Annotated in this window: 15 protein-coding genes; 6 read left to right on the top strand and 9 right to left on the bottom strand. The window is 53.2% G+C overall.

Features of this window, described 5'->3' with window-relative positions:
• Positions 1–52: 52 nt before the first annotated feature.
• The 4 genes from yjfF to ytfQ all read right to left on the bottom strand — a co-directional run bounded on the left by yjfF (position 53) and on the right by ytfQ (position 4,621).
• Positions 53–1,054 carry a galactofuranose ABC transporter, permease protein YjfF gene (gene yjfF, locus OGW44_RS25485; RefSeq protein WP_016151457.1) on the bottom strand — a complete coding sequence of 334 codons (1,002 nt, stop codon included), beginning with the start codon at positions 1,052–1,054 and terminating at the stop codon, positions 53–55.
• Complete coding sequence (gene ytfT, locus OGW44_RS25480; protein ID WP_185654788.1) at positions 1,041–2,063, bottom strand: galactofuranose ABC transporter, ATP-binding protein YtfT; 1,023 nt, start codon at positions 2,061–2,063, stop codon at positions 1,041–1,043. Before ytfT ends, yjfF begins: the two co-directional genes overlap by 14 nt.
• A gap of 13 nt (positions 2,064–2,076) precedes the next feature.
• Positions 2,077–3,579: a galactofuranose ABC transporter, ATP-binding protein YtfR gene (gene ytfR / locus OGW44_RS25475; RefSeq protein WP_016155533.1), complete on the bottom strand. Its 1,503-nt coding sequence runs from the start codon at positions 3,577–3,579 to the stop codon at positions 2,077–2,079.
• An 85-nt stretch (positions 3,580–3,664) separates the two neighbouring features.
• Positions 3,665–4,621, bottom strand: coding sequence for a galactofuranose ABC transporter substrate-binding protein YtfQ (ytfQ, locus tag OGW44_RS25470; protein WP_016151454.1), 957 nt, complete (start codon positions 4,619–4,621; stop codon positions 3,665–3,667).
• Between the two features lie 309 nt (positions 4,622–4,930).
• On the opposite strand from ytfQ, the gene ppa reads away from it, so the two are divergent.
• From ppa to OGW44_RS25455, 3 genes are all read left to right on the top strand, one after another.
• The gene (gene ppa, locus OGW44_RS25465; RefSeq protein WP_003025726.1) at positions 4,931–5,458 is read left to right on the top strand and encodes an inorganic diphosphatase; all 528 of its coding nucleotides are present in this window, start codon (positions 4,931–4,933) and stop codon (positions 5,456–5,458) included.
• A gap of 199 nt (positions 5,459–5,657) precedes the next feature.
• Positions 5,658–6,728 carry a 7-bladed beta-propeller protein YncE gene (yncE, locus tag OGW44_RS25460; protein ID WP_185654789.1) on the top strand — a complete coding sequence of 357 codons (1,071 nt, stop codon included), beginning with the start codon at positions 5,658–5,660 and terminating at the stop codon, positions 6,726–6,728.
• Between the two features lie 83 nt (positions 6,729–6,811).
• Positions 6,812–8,821, top strand: coding sequence for a TonB-dependent receptor domain-containing protein (locus tag OGW44_RS25455; protein ID WP_101700311.1), 2,010 nt, complete (start codon positions 6,812–6,814; stop codon positions 8,819–8,821).
• Positions 8,822–8,863: 42 nt separating this feature from the next.
• Here the strand turns inward: OGW44_RS25455 and OGW44_RS25450 are convergent, their stop codons facing one another.
• From OGW44_RS25450 to tamA, 3 genes are read right to left on the bottom strand one after another with little or no spacing between them, the layout of a single operon-like run.
• A complete protein-coding gene (locus tag OGW44_RS25450) occupies positions 8,864–9,208 on the bottom strand; it encodes a gamma-glutamylcyclotransferase family protein (protein WP_029139743.1) in 345 nt (114 codons plus the stop codon).
• A gap of 2 nt (positions 9,209–9,210) precedes the next feature.
• Positions 9,211–12,987, bottom strand: coding sequence for an autotransporter assembly complex protein TamB (tamB, locus tag OGW44_RS25445; protein WP_185654790.1), 3,777 nt, complete (start codon positions 12,985–12,987; stop codon positions 9,211–9,213).
• Complete coding sequence (tamA, locus tag OGW44_RS25440; RefSeq protein ID WP_016155528.1) at positions 12,984–14,717, bottom strand: autotransporter assembly complex protein TamA; 1,734 nt, start codon at positions 14,715–14,717, stop codon at positions 12,984–12,986. Before tamA ends, tamB begins: the two co-directional genes overlap by 4 nt.
• A 212-nt stretch (positions 14,718–14,929) precedes the next feature.
• On the opposite strand from tamA, the gene msrA reads away from it, so the two are divergent.
• Both msrA and paeA read left to right on the top strand, forming a co-directional pair.
• On the top strand, positions 14,930–15,568 hold the full coding sequence (msrA, locus tag OGW44_RS25435) for a peptide-methionine (S)-S-oxide reductase MsrA (RefSeq protein WP_016155527.1): 639 nt from the start codon (positions 14,930–14,932) through the stop codon (positions 15,566–15,568).
• Positions 15,569–15,720: 152 nt separating this feature from the next.
• Positions 15,721–17,061: a polyamine export protein PaeA gene (paeA, locus tag OGW44_RS25430; protein WP_003830418.1), complete on the top strand. Its 1,341-nt coding sequence runs from the start codon at positions 15,721–15,723 to the stop codon at positions 17,059–17,061.
• A gap of 67 nt (positions 17,062–17,128) precedes the next feature.
• Here the strand turns inward: paeA and OGW44_RS25425 are convergent, their stop codons facing one another.
• Positions 17,129–17,335, bottom strand: coding sequence for a DUF1107 domain-containing protein (locus OGW44_RS25425; protein WP_003025710.1), 207 nt, complete (start codon positions 17,333–17,335; stop codon positions 17,129–17,131).
• 327 nt (positions 17,336–17,662) lie between these two features.
• On the opposite strand from OGW44_RS25425, the gene OGW44_RS25420 reads away from it, so the two are divergent.
• Complete coding sequence (locus tag OGW44_RS25420; protein ID WP_016151446.1) at positions 17,663–18,220, top strand: YtfJ family protein; 558 nt, start codon at positions 17,663–17,665, stop codon at positions 18,218–18,220.
• Here the strand turns inward: OGW44_RS25420 and cysQ are convergent.
• A complete protein-coding gene (cysQ, locus tag OGW44_RS25415) occupies positions 18,210–18,950 on the bottom strand; it encodes a 3'(2'),5'-bisphosphate nucleotidase CysQ (protein ID WP_016151445.1) in 741 nt (246 codons plus the stop codon). The two genes, OGW44_RS25420 and cysQ, sit on opposite strands and share 11 nt — an antisense overlap.
• Between the last annotated feature and the right edge of the window lie 46 nt (positions 18,951–18,996).

Raw genomic sequence — 18,996 nt, 5'->3', positions numbered from 1 at the left:
CTACAACCGGAAAAAGTTTAGGTATTTAAATGTTTAGTGAAAAATCAGGATGTTACTTTGGTGTTGCCGCCGTCCCCACTCTGGTTACTGGCGAGCTTTGACGATTTTCCCAAAGTACCGTCAGGCCGCGCTGTAAGGCAATAAAAATAAACAATAAAATGCCAATCGCGATCTTCGTCCACCAGGAACTTAATGTGCCATCAAAATTAATGTAGGTCTGGATCAACCCCTGAATGGCGACACCAAACAACGTTCCTAACACCGTACCGACCCCGCCGCTCAACAGGGTTCCGCCAATCACGACTGAGGCAATCGCATCCAGCTCAACGCCGACGCCCGCCAGCGCATAACCCGCCTGGGTGTAAATTGAAAAGACAATGCCAGCAAGCGTCGCAAGCCCGGTCGACAGCATATAGATACGGATGGTCGTGCTGCGGGTTGAGATCCCCATCAGGTTGGCAGAGGTGGCGTTGCCGCCAATCGCGTAAACCTGATTACCAAAGCGCGTACGGTGCGCCAGGAATATGCCAATGACGACTACCGCCAGCATCAGCAATCCCATTGCACTCAGGCGACCGCCGCCGGGAATTTTCCATGCCAGGCTTGAGAGCATGTCATAAACCGGATGGTTAATTGGGATCGACTCTTCAGACACCAGATAGCTGACGCCGCGCAGGAAGAACATTCCCGCCAGGGTAATAATGAATGCCGGGATCTTCAGCGCATCAATCAGTAACCCCATAAACGCGCCAAACGCGCAGCCCATCAGCAGAATCAGGGGAAACGCCAGCAGCGGAGATATACCCCAGTAGCCAATGGCCTTCGCCAGAAATACGCCGGTAAACGCGATCACCGAGCCAACGGACAGGTCGATCCCGCCAGAGAGAATCACGAAAGTCATGCCCACGGCGATGATGCCCAGAAAAGCGTTATCGGTCAGGATATTGCAGATAACTCTGGTTGAAGCAAAGGCCGGAAACTGTGTCAGGCAGTAGAGGTAACCCAGTACAAATACGCCGAGGGTGATCATCAGCGGTAAATTACGTTTTATCATGACCACGCACTCCTTTTATCAGGCTGATAAAGCGTTGTGATTGCACGACCAGCACACACAACACCACCACGGCTTTGACCACTTGATTTAGTTCTGGCGGGAAGCCCGACAGTAAAATCCCGGTGTTCATGCCCTGAATAATCAATGCCCCGACCACCGACAGCAGCAGATTAAAGCGCCCGCCCATCAGCGAGCCGCCGCCGATAACTACCGCCAGGATGGCATCCAGTTCCAGCCACAATCCGGCGTTATTGGCATCTGCCCCGCAGATATCCGCCGTGACGATAATGCCGGCGATAGCCGCACACAGACCGCTCAGCACATAGGTGAGCATCACGATAATGCGCGTGTTCACCCCGGCGTTTTTTGCCGCACGAATGTTGATGCCTACCGCTTCAATAAACATCCCCAGCGCCGTTTTACGCGTCAGTAGCCAGAACACCACCAGCGTTAGCAGGGCAATGATCACTGGCGTGGGGAACAGTAAGAGCGAGCCGCTGCCAAACCACGACAGTTCGGGCGAATTGAAGGTGACGATCTGCCCGGAGGTGATAAGCTGCGCCACTCCGCGTCCGGCCACCATCAGGATTAGCGTGGCAACGAACGGTTGGATCTTGAGGATTGCCACCAGAATCCCGTTCCATAACCCTGCCAGAATGCCGGAGCCTAAGGCGGCAAGCAGCACCACCGGCAAACTGTGCCCGGCCACCGTCATCGCCGCGGTGGTGGCACCGGCAATGGCCATGACGGCGCCTACGGAAAGGTCGATGCCGCCGGTGGCAATCACCAGCGTCATGCCAATCGCTAACAGCGCCACGGGGGCGGCACGGTTGAGAATATCAATCGGGCTACCGAACAGCCGACCATCTTGCAAAATCACCTGATAAAAGTGCGGTGCGACCAGGCTATCCACCAGCAGCACCAGCAGTAGCGCCACCAGTTGTGGCATGCCTTTTGGCCAGCGGAATCGCCGTTGCGGCGGAGTGGATTGAGGGAGAGATTGAGGCATCACCATAGTCTCCTTAGGCCGCAATGGCGTTCATGATCGCCGGTACGGACAGTTCAGCCAGCGGGATCTCGGCCACCTGTTTGCGATCGCGCATAATAATGACCCGATCGGCATAGCCCACTAACTCTTCCAGTTCGGATGAAATCACCAGCAGCGCCAGACCATCCGCGCACAGCGTTTCGATCAGGCGGATGATCTCGGCATGCGCGCCGACGTCGATCCCACGCGTAGGTTCATCGAGGATCAGGAACTGCGGTTTGGTCAGTAACCAGCGCGAGAGCAATACTTTTTGCTGATTGCCGCCGGAGAGGAATTCGATCGGCTGTTCAGCGTTGGGGGTGCGAATTCCGAGCTGGCGGATAAAACGCTCGGCAATCTCATTTTGTTCTTTCCGCGGAATAGGCCGCAGCCAGCCACGCTGCGCCTGTAATGCCAGAATGATGTTTTCCCGCACCGAGGCGGCGGCGATAATGCCATCCGTTTTGCGATCCTCCGGACAGAAGCCGATCCCCAGACACGAAGCCTGATGCGGCGATCGCAAGGTCTGCGCTTTGCCTTTGATCAGCGCACTGCCGCTGTCGGCGGGTTTAATACCGAAGATCACCTCCGCCGTTTCCGTTCGCCCGGATCCCAGCAGTCCTGCGAGACCGACGATCTCACCAGGGCGCACCTGTAGATCAAACGGCGCAATGGTGCCTTTCTTGCCAAAGTCGCTAAAGGCCGCCACTGGTTTATCACTCAGCAACGTACGGCCCGCACGCTGTAGCGCATGGGTATCCAGTTCGCGACCCAGCATCATTTTGACCAGTTCGATCTGTGGCAGGTCGCGGGTTTCACGGCAGCCAACGAAGCCGCCGTTACGCAGGACGGTAATGCGATCGCTGACCTGATAGACCTGATCGAGGAAATGGGTAACGAAGATCAGACTGACGCCCCGATCGCGCAAATGCCGCATCAGGCCGAACAGCATTTCTACTTCCTGGGTATCAAGACTGGCGGTGGGCTCATCGAGGATCAGCACTTTCGCGGAGAGATCGATCGCCCGACAGATGGCGACGATCTGCTGCATCGCCACGGAAAAGCGGTTCAGCGGCTCGCGCACGTCGAGGGAAAAACCGTATGACGCCATCAACTCCGTCGCGCGTTTTTCCATCTGCTTGCGCAGCAGCAGGCCAAAACGCCGCGGTTCACGGCCAATAAACAAGTTATCCGCTACCGACATATTGGGCAGCAGATTCACTTCCTGATACACGGTACCGATCCCCAACTGCTGGGCATGGGCGGTATTTTTGGGGGAGATAGGCTGGCCTTCGAGCCAGATCGTGCCGCGATCGGCATGGTAAACGCCGGTCAGCGCTTTGATCAGCGTCGATTTACCGGCTCCGTTTTCTCCCAGCAGCGCCATAATCTCACCGCGACGCAAGCTGAAATCCACGTTATCCAGCGCTTTGACGCCGGGAAAGAATTTGCTCAATCCTTCGGTGCGGAGGATTTCCTGATGGGGGTCGGTGGTCATGGCATTCCTCCGGTACGAAATCACGGCCTTTTCGTAGGCCTGATAAGCGCAACGCCATCAGGCCTACGGAAGACCGGCAGCAAAACTAGTAGCCCATGTTTTTCTTCTTCTCTAACTCTTCTTTCGCGGTATCCGGCAGATAGAGGATCGACTTGGTAATGGTCAGCTTTTCAGGCATCGTGCCGTCTTTTTTGAATTTCTCCAGCGCGTCGAATGCCGGGCCTGCCATATTCGGCGTCAGCTCGACGCTGGCGTTGGCTTCACCGTCAATCATTGCTTTGTAGATATCCGGTACACCGTCGATGGAACCGGTCAGAATATCTTTGCCGGGTTTCAGGCCTGCTTCTTTAATCGCCTGGATTGCCCCGATCACCATGTCATCGTTGTGGGCGTAAACCATGCAGATGTTCTTGCCATTGTTTTCCGCTTTGATAAAGCTCTCCATCACTTCTTTCCCTTTACTGCGGGTGAAGTCGCCGGACTGTGAGCGGATAATCTTAATGTTTGGCGCGTTGGCGATGGCTTCAGCAAACCCTTTTTTACGATCGATGGCCACGCTGGCCCCGACGGTCCCTTGCAGCTCAACGACGTTACACGGCTTGCCGTTCACCTGTTTAATCAACCAGTCGCCGATCAATTTACCTTCCAGCACGTTGTCGGCGGTGACCGTGGTCATATAGAGAGATTTGTCTTTTACATCGATGGAACGATCGAGCAAAAAGACCGGAATGTCGGCATCTTTAGCTTCTTTTAAAACCGGTTCCCAACCCGTTGCCACGACCGGCGCAATAAAGATGGCGTCAACGCCCTGCGCAACAAATGAGCGAACTGCTTTAATCTGGTTTTCCTGCTTTTGCTGGCCGTCAGCGATTTTCAGCGTAATACCACGCTTTTCAGCCTCGCTTTTCGCAACGTTGGTTTCTGCGGCGCGCCAGCCGGATTCAGAGCCAACTTGCGAAAATCCTACGGTTAAAGGGGCTGCCATTGCCATAGACGACATGGCTGCCGAAACTGCTGTGACTAAAAGTAAGCGCTTCCACATAAGTGCGTCCTCGTAGGGTGATTATTGTTGGTTAATAAACCGTCGCGAAAAAACTATAGACAATTGAGCATGTAACGAATTGCGTTACATCACACTTCAAAAAAGTAAATAAAACGTTAATCACAACTTTGTAATCGCTTTCATCCCGCTATGAAAAATGCGGCTGAAGATATGGATTTTTCTGTCACGATAGAGGGGTAAAAAGAAGAAAATGAGCGCAGAGAAAGCGAAAACAAGCGGAGACATTCAGCGCGAGTTGGCTATAATACCCGCCACTTGTTTGCCATAGCTTATTTAAAGGAAACAGACATGAGCTTACTCAACGTCCCTGCCGGTAAAGACCTGCCGGAAGATATCTACGTTGTTATCGAGATCCCTGCCAACGCAGATCCGATCAAATACGAAGTTGACAAAGAGAGCGGCGCCCTGTTCGTTGACCGCTTCATGTCCACCGCGATGTTCTATCCGTGCAACTACGGTTACATCAACCACACCCTGTCTCTGGACGGTGACCCGGTAGACGTTCTTGTCCCGACTCCGTACCCGCTGGAGCCAGGTTCAGTGATCCGCTGCCGTCCGGTTGGCGTACTGAAAATGACTGACGAATCCGGTGAAGATGCGAAACTGGTTGCGGTTCCGCACACTAAGCTGAGCAAAGAATACGATCACATCAAAGATGTGACCGACCTGCCGGAACTGCTGAAAGCACAGATCACCCACTTCTTCGAACACTACAAAGATCTCGAAGCGGGCAAATGGGTGAAAGTTGACGGTTGGGACAACGCTGAAGCCGCTAAAGCTGAAATCGTTGCTTCTTTCGAGCGCGCGAAGAAGTAAGTTCGCGTTAGCTTAAAACCCTGAACGCCAGTCTCTGGTTAGTAAGGGTTTTTAAATTTCTACGTTCTACCACCTCTCCCCTTCGCTGTTTTCTTTTTGACCTACCAGAATGGGTAGTCACATTTCATTTATCTTAATTGCGAATGAGATTAGATCTCATTATCATTCTCGGCATGTAAATAAATGTGAATAAAAGTCAATGAACCTCCACAATGTGAAGTCCCTGAAACGCTATTCCTGCGTGGCACTCGCCACAGCGCTGTTATTTACCAGCCTGTCCAGCGTGGCGCAGACGCTACCTGAGAAAGATTTTCTGACCCGCGATGTCGGTAACGGCGTGTATGAACTGGCGGTAGATAGCCAGCAGAATGCACTTTTTGTCGCCTCGTCGCCGTCGTTTGATAAAGATAAAACCAGCGGGCTTATCTATAAACTCGATCTAGAGAAACTCACGACGACTGAAGTCATCGACACCAGCCGTCGTGCCTTTGCCACCGTGCTGGATGAAGAAAACCAGGTGCTGTATGTCGGCAACACGCTGGAAGGTTCAGTAACGCTAGTCGATACCCGCAGCGGTAAAGAGCTGGCGATACTGCAACTGAGCGAAGCCAAAAACCCGAAAGATATTGTTCATACGCGTGAAATGGTGCTCGATAAACAGCACCACCGTCTGTACGTTTCCGGCGTGGCTGAAAAGGGCATAGTCTGGGTGGTGGACACACAAAAGCGCGAGAAAATCGCCACCCTCGAGAACATGGGCCAGTACCCGACCGGCATGGCCGTGGATGCAAATAAGAACCGCCTGTATGTTGTGAATGGCCGAAACGAGCTTATTACGCTGGATACCACCAACCATCAAATTATTAATCGCTTTACCATTGAGCCAGATAAAAAACATTTTTTCCTGAATATTGCCCTGGATGCAAAAAATAACCGCGCATTCCTGACCGATCCGGATTTAGCGGACGTACTGGTTGTTGATCTTAATACCGGTAAGGTTATTGCACCAATTAAGGTTATTAACTCGCTGGCAGTGATATATAACGAAAAACGCCAGGAAGTTTATATCACCCACCGTAATGCTAAACGCATTAGCATTGTGAACAGCAAGACCTACCAGGTAAAACAACGCATTGAAACCAATGCATTACCTAACAGTCTGGCGCTCTCGGCAGATGCTAACACCCTGTACGTCAGCGTCAAACAGTCGGAAAAAATGACAGGTGTGAAGCCCGACTACGTGCTGAAAATCGATCTCTCTAAATATTAATAATTAAAAAACTATCTGCACCTTGCAGCTTTTTTGAGCTGCAAGGTGATGTTTTTATTTTTTACTTTTCAGGTATCTATATTATGAAAACGCGTCAACTTATTACGCTGACAGGGATCGTTGCATTCTCAGGCGGTGTTATTTTCCCCACCCAGGCAGAAGAACTCACCGAGACCTCACGCACTAGCGAAGATGAAATGGTGATCACCGCATCCGGATTCTCGCAGCAAAAACGCGAAGCGCCGGCCACTATTTCAGTTATCGATCGTAACACGCTGGATATTCAGCCGGACCGTAGCATCGGTGAAGCCATTAAAAACCTTCCCGGCGTCTCGGTCACCAACAGCAGCGGTATGAACGCCGGCAGCATTATGATCCGCGGCATGGACCCGTCCTATACCGCTTTTATGGTCAACAGCGTCAAACAAAATACCGGTGAATCTCGCCCTTACGGACATGATATTGGTACTGAAGCCAACTTCTTACCGCCAATGGAGGCCATTGAGCGTATTGAAGTTATCCGTGGGCCGATGTCCTCGCTGTACGGTTCAGACGCCATCGGCGGTGTGGTTAACGTCATTACCAAAAAACCGTACGGCGCAAAAGAGTGGACCACGGCAATTGCTGCCAATACCTGGCTGCAGGAACACCAGTATTTAGGTAATACCAGCCAGATGAATTTGTTTACCATGGGGCCGATTGTGCCCGATGTTCTCGGCCTTAGCGTGGCGGCCGACTGGCTTGACCGTCGCGATGACGATCGCAATAACTATTTTGGCAAACACAATCGTAAATCCGTTGATATGACATTGGGCCTGGCCGCCAGCGAGAATAACCTGTTCGATCTCAACGTGGTCACCGGTGAGCAGGAAAAAAACCGTACCCAGAAACGCGGTGCGCCGTGGTCATGGCTGTTCGATCGTAACGCCGCCACCCTGACGCATACCGGCTGGTATGCAGACGACACCATCGCGACGACCAACTACATAAACTATGAAAAAGGCCGTTCGAAGTACGTTTATGACGGACAGTCCCCGCAGTATGTGCAGATGGAGAACTACGTCGCCAATTCGCAAACCACTTTCACGCTCGACACCCATAAACTGACCGTTGGGGCGAATTTCACGCGCGAAGAGCTGAATGACCGCTTTGATGTGGCCAACAAAACGCTGCCCGGATCTGACCCGGTGACCAAAATCAGCCGTAACGGTTGGGCATTGTTTGCTGAAGACGGTTGGAGCATTGGCGATTTCATCCTGACCACGTCAGCGAGGATGGACCAGGATGACAATTTTGGCACACATATTACGCCGAAAATGTACGGTAACTGGGCCTTTAGCAATGACTGGGCGCTGAAAGGCGGCGTTTCCGCAGGCTATAAAAAACCGGAGCTGCGTGCGACGTCCAGCAACTTCGTAACCCCTTACGGCTCAACCGTTCCTTATCCCTTCCTCACCGTTGGTAACGACGACCTGAAACCTGAACAAAGCGTTAACTCTGAACTGGGCCTCTACTGGACGGGAGATGCGCTATCGGTCGACAGCACCGTCTTCTATACGCAGTTCAAAGACAAAATTGCTGAACAAACTATTTGTGAAACCACGTCGACGAACCAGTGCTCCGTCAACGGCTACAACGCGGATTCCGTCAGTAAATACTTCAACGTCAGCGAGGCGGATGTATACGGTATAGAACTGAATGCCGACTGGCAGATTACCGCCGATGTAAAAGCCAACGCTAACTACACCTGGAACCACAGCGAACAAAAAAGCGGCGTTAACAAAGGCTACGCGCTAAACGATTATCCGCGCCATATGGCGAATCTGTCGCTGAACTGGGCGGCAACGCAAAGCCTGGACGTATGGAGTACGGTGAATTATCGCAGCAGTAACCGCAACAGCGGCAATAACTATAAATACGATGACTACACGATGGTGGACGTAGGCGTACGTTATCAGCTCAATAAGCACACGCAACTGATGGCTGGGGTCTACAACGTGTTGGATGAAGATCCGAAACTGACAACCGCGTGGAACGAATCCGCACAGGTGGAAGGACGCCGCTATAACCTCGGCGCGCGCGTGGAGTTTTAAATCCAGAATAAAACAACGCCACCCGAGGGTGGCGTGTTCATATCAGTACTGGTCTCGGTCTAACCAGTTACCGCTTTCAATCAGCGTTAAGCCATCAACCGGACGTTGGTACACGTACATCCATGCACTTCCGTACGGCGTTTGAATTAACTGGCGTGCGTATTCACCGCCGCGGGTACGCAGAGCATCAAGCTCTGCCAGCGTGGCGTTATCAATACGATAAACTTCCCCGTGTACTGTTCCTTTTCCCGGAACGGCGCCTGGATAGTGGCCCAGGCTATACAACTGGTAGTTGTCGATACTGAAATTTCCCAGCAACAGGGCATTGGTCATCCAGTGGCTGTTGCCTTGTTTGGTTCGTAAACTGCCGTAGACAAATATTCGCATTGCTAAAACTCGAACTGATAGAGCAAATCAAGTGCCTGATCTACGCCAGACACTGCTTCCAGATATAGCTTAGGCATCAGACGATAACGTAGCGTGAGTGTCGCTAAGGAGTCAAATATACCCACACCATATTTCACCTGCAGACCTGGCAGTACGTATCCGCTGACAACCACCTGAGATGAATCACCCACCCCTTGTGTGTCCAGTGCCAGATTGCTTACGCCAAATGTCTCCCCGATTTTACCCACAACCTGACCACTTTGTGCAACCCCCAGACCAATAAGCATTGAAGTCATTGCCGCACTGTCGCTCTGTTCGCTATCCAGCCCTTGTCCGCGTAGCAGGTAGGAAAGCGCCATTTGCTGCGACATCGCCGGGTCGGAGAAGATCTCCGCCTTCGGTTCATCGGCGGTGCCCGTGACGCGAACCCCGGCGATCACGTCGTCTTCGGTGGCTTCCGGGTTACGAATTGCTTCGATGTTGAGTAACGGCTGATCAGGCGGACCGGAGAACAACAGCTCGCCCTTACGCACAATCAGATCCTGACCATAGGCATGGAAACGCCCACTCGGAATATTAATTTGTCCGTTCAGCCCCAGCCCCTGCTTATCCTGCACCACTTTCAGATCGCCCGTCAGACGCGCTTTCAGACCAAAGGCGTCAATACGCACGTTGTTACCGACGTGGATGTTCAGATTGCTGTTGATCGGAATACCTGCTGTTTGCGGTTTCTCCGGTTGCAGATTGTTGTTAAGCATGACCATATCGCTGGAAACCCCTACCGCGCTCTCCGGCAGGTCGTGTACCACGATACGCGCCCACGGCACATCCACGTTGCCATCAAGGGTAAACAGGCTCGGCGTGGCTTCAAAGACCACGTCCGGCGATACGTCCAGGCGGACCATCGGCGGCACGGTAATACGAACCCTGCTGCCTTTAGCCGCAACGCGCGCCCGCCAGTTGTCTATCTGACTCCAGTCGGCATCGCCGCTCAGGTTAATTTCGCCCTGCTGCGTACGCACCACGCCCGCCAGCGTTGAGCGTGTTCCGGTGAAGTTAACGGCTAACTGGCTTGGCTGCATGTCAAACGGCATAAAGTTACCGTCGATATCCAGACCGCTCAGCTGCAGCTGTCCGAGCAGTTGCGGGCTTTGCACATCACCGCCCAGGCGTAGGTTGGCGTTGATCACCCCAGCCGCTTTTTCACCGCGCGAGAAAATGGGGTTCACCATCGCCAGATTGAAGTTGCGGATGTTGACGTTGCCGCCGAGACTGCGGCGTCCTTGCGGATCCGTTACCTGCACCTGGCCGTCAAACTGCCCGTTGTTGGTCAGGCGAATCAGCCAGCCCAGCTCGGCACGGTTATTGTGCAGGTCGGCGGTCAGATTCAGCGTTTCAAACGCCACAGGGAGCGGCGCATCGTTCACGCTTTGCGTGACCTTCACATTACGTCCGCTCAGCGTAACCTGCCCCTGCGGCAGCCCCTCTTTGGTGGTGTCCCAGCTCACATCTGCTTTGCCAGTGAAAACACCGCTGGCCTGGGTTGTATCCGGCATAAACGGTTTTAGCATCGCCAGGTCAAAGCGGTTAAGGTTCACCACCGCGCGTCCTTGTGCACCGGCATCAATGGTTTGCGGTACGCACAGTTCCGCATTCGGGTTGTTCCAGCAGTGCGGCCCAATGCTGATTTTCTGTTCCTGATTGCGATAATCCAGCGCGACAGGGCGGTTAAGGGACCACGGACCGACCGGCGTCTGGAAGCGGGTATCGCTTAACGCACCTTTCCAGCGCTGCTCTTTGCGATCAAAGCTACCTGCCAGGGAGAGCTGCCCGGAGACCGGTTCCCCCTGAATGCGCAGCTGCAGCTCATGCTGCTTTTCGCTACCTTTGGCATTGAGCGTCACCAGGCCAATATTCACGTCAGGCTGTACAATCCGCTCTACGCGAACGTTGAGATTACCAGCGATTTGCTCTGCCGATTTCACGTCGCCTTCGACGCGCACCTGAGCGACGGACAGCTCCTGCCAGCGCAGACCCCGGGCGGTGATATCCGCCAGCAGCTGTGGCGCTTCAACCGTACCGCGAACTTTTACCAGCCCTTTCGCCGTACCGCCCAGTCCCGGCAGCGCGTTATCCAGGCTCGGGGCATCAATCGTCGCGTCGAGATTGAGGTCTTTGACCCCCAGTTCCCCTTTCACATCCGCGCTGTTGCGTCCCAGTTCCAGATGCAGGCCCGGGATCGTCCACTGCAGGTAGCTGTTACCCTTCAGCGAACCGTGCACATTAACCTTGTTCTGCTTCACGTTGCCGGTCAGCTTCAGCTCGGGCACCTCCATCTGCCAGCTTCCGCCGTACAGACTGCCGCGAGTTTTCACCAGGCCATTCAGTTTTGATGGCCACTCCGGGATCGCTTTCGCCGTGTTGATGCCATCCAGCGTTAGCTCCCCGCGCCAGCTGATCGCCTGCTGCCAGTCCACCAGCGCTTTCAGCTCAGTTTTCCCTTCCAGCGCCGCAACGCTGAGTTTGTCGAGATTGATCTGCTGTTCGTTGCCTTTGGCGTCCAGCGTGATGGTAGCCGGAGGAATATCCTGCCCTTTCACAGCGGTACGCATCGACAGCGTATAGTCGGTCATCTTACCGGTCAGTTTGAGCTTGATGTCATCAGCCTGGAACTGCTTGTCGCCAGTAAACGGCCAGTAAACCTGCTTACTCACCACCTCAAGGTTGAGCGGCAATCCGGCTTCCGCCAGACGCGCCTGCGCCCGCAGGTCCATATCCACCGGACCAGACAGATTTACGCCGACTTCCAGCTGTTCACGCAGCGCGCCGCCGACCTTCAGCTTCACCTTTTCGCCTTTTAACGGGTCGACGTTGAGCGTGCTGTTTAACGTAATATCGACCGGCCACGTGTCGGTCAGTTGCGCCGTGCCGCTGGCTTTTACCGTCCCCTGATTCGAGTCGATATCCAGTGCATCGAGTTTCATGTTGCCGTCAATGCTGCTCACTTTCAGCAGCATGTTATGTACCGTTAAATCCGTATCCCCGGTCACGCGCAACTGCTCGCCGCGAAACGCTTCAATGTTGAGATTGAGCGGCAGATGGACATCGGTCATTTCCGGCAGCACCGGCTTTGAGAACAGATCTTTTAGCGTTTCGCCGAGCGGTTTTTCATCCGGTTGCGGATTTTGAATCTTTGGTTCGACAACCTCTTCCTGCGCCACTTCCGCCACTTTAGGCAGGGCAATCAGCAGCCCCTGTAATGACGTTGGCTTCAGGGTTAGCGTTTTTTCTTGCCAGTTCAGGCCGGAGGTAAATTCCAGCACCGAAACCGTGGTGTCATCGATTTTGATATTGATGTTGTTCAGCGCCACGCGCGAAAGCGTGATTGGGTAAGGTGTGGAAAGGTTAAGCGGACCGCTCTCTTCCTCTTCAACCGGCGCTGATGGCGGCATCTTTATGCTGTCGATCGCCACGTTGATATTTTTCAGCGACAGATCGTTGACGCACAGGCTGCTGTCCCACAGGCAGTTAAGCCCCACGGCCAGATGCACTTCGCCAGCATTCACCGCCACGCCAGGTTGGTCATAACGAATATTTTTGAGCGATAAATCCCGCCAGCCGCCGGTGACCTGACCAATCTCCAGCCCCGGAACCCAACGATTCGCCGCTTTGAAGATCAGATGCAGGCCCGAAGTGGTGCCGACGAGGAACGCCACCGTGCCTAACAACAGCAGGATAAAAATCAGCACGCCGAGGCTTATCTTCTTCCATAAACTCATAATTCAGGCCCCAGACCGATGTAAAACTGTAAACCATGTTCATCTTTGTCGCCCACAGGGACAGCAAAGTCGAGCTTGATGGGTCCCACTGGCGATTGCCAGCGTACGCCGACCCCGGCACCGGTTTTGAAATCGCTTCTGCGGATATCGCTGACCGCTTCGCCGCTATCGACAAACATCGCGCCCCACCATTTTCCGGTCACGTTGTACTGATATTCCAGCGAGCCGGTCGCCAGCTTCGAGGCCCCTTTCAGCTTGCCGTCGCTGCCTTCAGGCGAAATAGATTTGTATTTGTAGCCGCGAATGCTGCGATCGCCCCCGGCGAAGAAACGCAGATCCGGCGGTACTTTGTCGAAGTCCCCGGTTTCGATCCAGCCGAGGTTGCCGCGCATCACAAAGCGATGACGATCGTACAGCGTGCGGATCCAGACGTTTTGCGCCTGGAAGACGGAGAAATCAACGTCTGAACCCCAGGCCGTGTTGGAGTAATCGATAGAATAACGTTGGGAGTCGCCCCAGACTGGCATCAGACCGCCGCGCGAGCGCGTCCGGCTGATCATCACGCCCGGATAGAGCAGCATGGTGGTGTTAGTGACGTTACCCTGGGTAAAGTGGTCGAGGCTCCAGCGCAGGTTAATCGCGCGCTGCCAGCCGCTGGAGAGATCCCAGTAGCGGGAAACCGCAAGCGTAGTGGAGTCCTGCTCGGTATCGTTTAAATCGGTACGCTTAAAGCCCCCCTGCACCAGGTAATACTGCTCCAGCGGGTTCTTTAATAGCGGCATTTTATAACTGAAATCAAGAACCTGCTCTGGCGCAGAGATGCTGGCGCTGGTGGTCAGGCTGTGGCCATAGGAGTTCATCCACGGCTTTTTCCACGAGGTCTTCACCCGTGGACCGACGTCAGTTGAGTAACCGACCCCGGTTTCGATGGTATTTTCAGTTCGCGGCGACACCACGCCTTTCAGCGGCAGCACTTTGGTTTCACGGGCTTTATCAAATTCCGGTGCGACGACCACGGAATTAAACCATCCGGTCGCCGACAGACGACGGTTCAGTTCGCCCAGATCTTTCGACTCGTACTCTTCACCCTCTTTAAAGGGCACCAGATTTTGCAGGTACTCATCGCGAATTTGCGAGCCTTCAAAAGTGACATGGCCAAAGCGATAGCGTTCACCGCTGTTGTAATCGATATCCCAGAATGCCTGGCGGCGTTCGAGCGCTATCCCAAGCTGGCTTTTATTAAATTCACTGTCGAAATAGCCTTTGCGCAGCGCCACGCTGGTGAGTGACTTTTTGAAGTTATCATAGTCCCCCTGATTCAGCACGGTGCCGATTGCCGGTCGCGTTTTCAGCAGATCCAGGTAATCTTTATCCGTACGTGCGCCACCGCGCAGAATCACTTCGGTGCCGCCAATCAGCACCGGCTCACCAGGGGTCACTTTGGCAATCAACACCTGGCGTCCTTTCGCCGGCGGCGGACGCAGCTCAAAATCAATGGTGGGCTCAAAGTAGCCCAGCGCTTTTAGCCCTTCGCGGATGGCATCATCAACGCGCGCACGAAAGCGTCGGTCTGGAGTGACTTCATCACTTTGAATCGTGGATAGCTGCGCACGGACGTTTTTCTCCAGCGGTCCTGATAATCCCTCGACCTGTAAGCGAACATTCGCTGCGGCGGCGGAGCCACTTAAGCACAGTAATCCCACCCAACATAACTGACGGATATGTGGCACATTTTCTCCTGAATATCCTTTTTTCCCACCCCTGGAAAAAAATACTATGCCGTTCCTCGGCTTAACAAAAAATCAACAATAAGAGTTGAAAAACAGACGACAACCCAAATATTTCTTATGTTTAACTCTAGACGTATTCACGCCGTTTATTGTGGGCAAAGACGCGTCTCGTTACAACCTTAACCCAAATGACTGATTTCGGGAGAACGGCCATGAGTTTATTTGATAGAAAGCATCTTGTTACTCAAGCAGATGCCCTACCTGGACGCAACACCCCGATGCCAGTGGCAACGCTGCATGCGGTTAACCAACATTCGATGACCAACGTGCCCGACGGTATGGAGATAGCCTTTTTCGCCATGGGATGTTTCTGGGGCGTTGAACGTTTATTCTGGTCATTACCCGGGGTATACAGCACGGCGGCTGGATATACCGGCGGCTACACCCCTAACCCAACCTATCGGGAAGTGTGTTCCGGCGATACCGGACACGCCGAAGCGGTACGCGTCGTCTATGACCCGCATGTTATCAGCTACGAGCAACTGCTGCAGGTGTTCTGGGAAAATCACGACCCGGCGCAGGGCATGCGTCAGGGGAACGACCAGGGGACGCAGTATCGCTCCGCCATTTACCCGTTAACGCCGGAGCAAACCGTCGCGGCACGGGCAAGCCTTGAGCGTTTTCAGGCAGCAATGACCGCCGCTGGCGACGAGCGCACCATTACAACGGAAATCACTACCGCAACCCCGTTTTACTATGCCGAGGACGACCACCAGCAGTATCTGCATAAAAATCCTTATGGGTACTGTGGCATTGGCGGGATTGGCGTTTGTCTGCCGCCACAAGGATAATCGCCACCCTCTGGCGGCTTTACAGTACCTTACGCTATACTAGCTCCTGAAATTGCCGGTCCACTCCCTTCGGACCGGTTTTCAATGTGTATTTCACACGGATTTATCAATTTATCCCTTCCGAGGATCTGGCCTTAACGGTCGGATAAGATATGTTAAACAGTATTTTAGTCATTCTCTGCCTGATCGCCGTGAGTGCGTTTTTCTCGATATCCGAGATCTCGCTTGCTGCATCACGCAAAATAAAACTTAAACTGCTTGCCGATGAAGGCAACGTAAACGCACAACGTGTTTTGAAGATGCAGGAAAACCCCGGCATGTTTTTTACCGTCGTGCAAATTGGCCTTAACGCGGTCGCTATTCTCGGTGGTATTGTCGGTGATGCGGCATTCTCCCCGGCGTTTTACAGCCTTTTCTCGAAGTACTTCACTCCAGAGCTGTCCGAACAGTTAAGCTTTATTCTGTCGTTCTCGCTGGTTACTGGCCTGTTCATCCTGTTCGCGGATTTAACTCCGAAACGCATCGGTATGATTGCGCCAGAAGCTGTGGCTTTGCGTATCATCAACCCGATGCGCTTCTGCCTGCTCGTCTTCCGCCCACTGGTGTGGTTCTTTAACGGTCTGGCAAATAACATCTTCCGTCTGTTTAAGATCCCGATGGTGCGTAAAGACGACATCACCTCGGACGATATTTACGCCGTGGTCGAAGCGGGTGCGTTGGCAGGGGTTCTGCGTAAGCAGGAACATGAGCTGATTGAAAATGTGTTCGAACTGGAATCCCGTACCGTACCGTCTTCCATGACCTCGCGCGAGAATATTATCTGGTTCGATCTCCACGAAGATGAGCAAAGCCTGAAGAACAAGGTGGCGGAACATCCACACTCCAAATTCCTGGTGTGTAACGAAGATATCGACCACATCATTGGCTATGTCGATTCAAAGGATCTCCTCAACCGCGTACTGGCGAACCAAAGCATGGCGCTGAACAGTGGCGTACAGATCCGCAATACGCTGATTGTGCCGGATACGCTGACGCTCTCTGAAGCGCTGGAAAGCTTCAAAACCGCAGGCGAAGACTTTGCCGTCATCATGAACGAGTACGCGCTGGTGGTGGGGATTATCACGCTCAACGACGTTATGACTACGCTGATGGGCGATTTAGTCGGTCAGGGTCTGGAAGAGCAGATCGTGGCGCGCGATGAAAACTCATGGTTAGTCGATGGCGGTACGCCGATTGATGACGTTATGCGCGTCCTGGATATCGATGAGTTCCCGCAGTCCGGCAACTATGAAACCATCGGCGGCTTTATGATGTTCATGCTGCGTAAAATCCCGAAACGCACCGACTCGGTGAAGTATTCAGGCTACAAATTTGAAGTGGTGGATATCGATAACTACAAGATCGATCAGCTGCTGGTGACGCGTCTGGACAGTAAACCTACCGTACTGGTACCGAAACTGCCGGATGCAAAAGAAGAGGCAAAGGCGTCTTAACGTCCTGCAGAAACATCAACGGCTCCCATCCAGGAGCCGTTTTTTTAACTACCGCATAGCACTTTGATCAAGCCATCTCAGTTTGCAGACGCAAGACCTGACGGTTAACTTCGGACATCACGGAAAAATGCAGTTTGTCCTTCACTTTTGGGATAAGAATCTTACCCTTATCAAATTCAAAAGCGCCTACATCCTTGATATATAACCGTCCACGAAACAGGATCTTCACGTACTTCGCCACCTGCAGCGGGTTGTATCGTTGGAAAATTTTCATTGTTGTCTCCTGCTGAGCATTACGCCTTTGCGGTACCACAATCGGTCCGACAATCCTCAGGCGCAAATTTTAATGCCCTATGACTATAGACTATCTCGCTCATGTTTCCAGCGTGTATAAGTTTATTTACCTTCAGGTTACAAATATTCAGAATTATCTTTTCAACGCTTCGCTGTCTTCAGTATAAGCCTTCATTTTTCGCAGGATTTGTGCGCCCGTCCGCAAACTGGCATCGCGCTTGCGGGAAAAAGCATCAATCGCACATATGATTAAATTCCAGACCCAAGTGGTCGGATCACCTGCAAAATAAAGAAAGAAGGAAAACCTATGACCTTACAAAAACTGCTGGCGCTGTCGTGCCTGCTGCTGCCGATGATTGCCTGTGCGCATTCGTTTGAGACTAACCAGCGCGTACCGCCGGTGGGGATCGCCGATCGCGGCGAACTGATTCTCGATAACGATAAGTTTAGCTACAAAAGCTGGAATAGCGCGCAGCTGCCAGGGAAAGTGCGAATTGTGCAACACATTGCCGGACGCACCTCCGCCAAAGAGAAAAATGCTACGCTGATCGAGGCAATCAAGGCGGCCAACCTGCCGCACGACAAATACCAGACCACCACGATCGTCAACACCGATGACGCCATTCCTGGCTCCGGTATGTTTGTGCGCAGCAGTCTGGAGAGCAATAAGAAGCTCTACCCGTGGTCACAATTTATTGTCGACAGCAATGGCATTGCGCGTAAAGCCTGGCAACTGGATGAAGAGAGCTCCGCTATCGCCGTACTTGATAAGGACGGACGCGTTCAGTGGGCAAAAGATGGTGCGTTGACGCAGGAAGAGGTGCAGCAGGTTATTGCCCTGCTGCACAAATTACTCAGTAAATAGCAACGCGGAAGCCGGGGTTGAGGAATGATTCACGTGGGGTGTAATCCAGAGATTTCCCCTGCCAGTCGTGAACGTGCGCCCCGGCTGCGGCGGCAACGGCGTGGCCAGCGGCGGTGTCCCATACGTTAGTTGGCCCAAAACGTGGGTACAGTTGTGCCTGCCCTTCCGCCACCAGGCAGAACTTCAGCGATGAGCCAATCGACGTGGTCTGGTGCTCACCCAACTGTTGCAGATACTCTTTTAACTCATTGTCAGCATGCGAGCGGCTAATCACCACCAACGGCGGACGCGCGTCACGAACATGGATTTGTTTGCGCACGCCGCACTCTTCTTTCCACGCTTTACCTTCTGCCGCGCTGTACATCACTTTCATCACCGGCGCGTAAACCACGCCCAGTACCGGCTTTCCTTGCTCGATAAGCGCAATATTGACGGTGAATTCACCGTTACGCTTAATGAACTCTTTGGTACCGTCCAGCGGGTCTACCAGCCAGTAGCGCTGCCAGTGCTGGCGAACATCCCAGCCAGGAGGCGCTTCTTCAGACAGGACCGGAATATCCGGCGTCAGCGCCAGTAATCCTTCGAGGATCACCGTATGCGCGGCGATATCCGCCGCCGTGACCGGAGAATCGTCCTGCTTGCTGGTAATCTCCATCGGTTTGATTCCATCGTAGACCTGCATAATGGCATCGCCCGCATTCCGTGCAAGCTGGCATACATGTTCTAACATTCTCCACCTCGTTTCTGTCGTGGTGTTAACTCGTTGTTTTACTTAT

Source organism: Citrobacter sp. Cb023 (assembly GCF_030336805.1).
GTDB lineage: Bacteria > Pseudomonadota > Gammaproteobacteria > Enterobacterales > Enterobacteriaceae > Citrobacter > Citrobacter braakii.
This window is presented reverse-complemented; position numbering and strand designations above follow the sequence as displayed.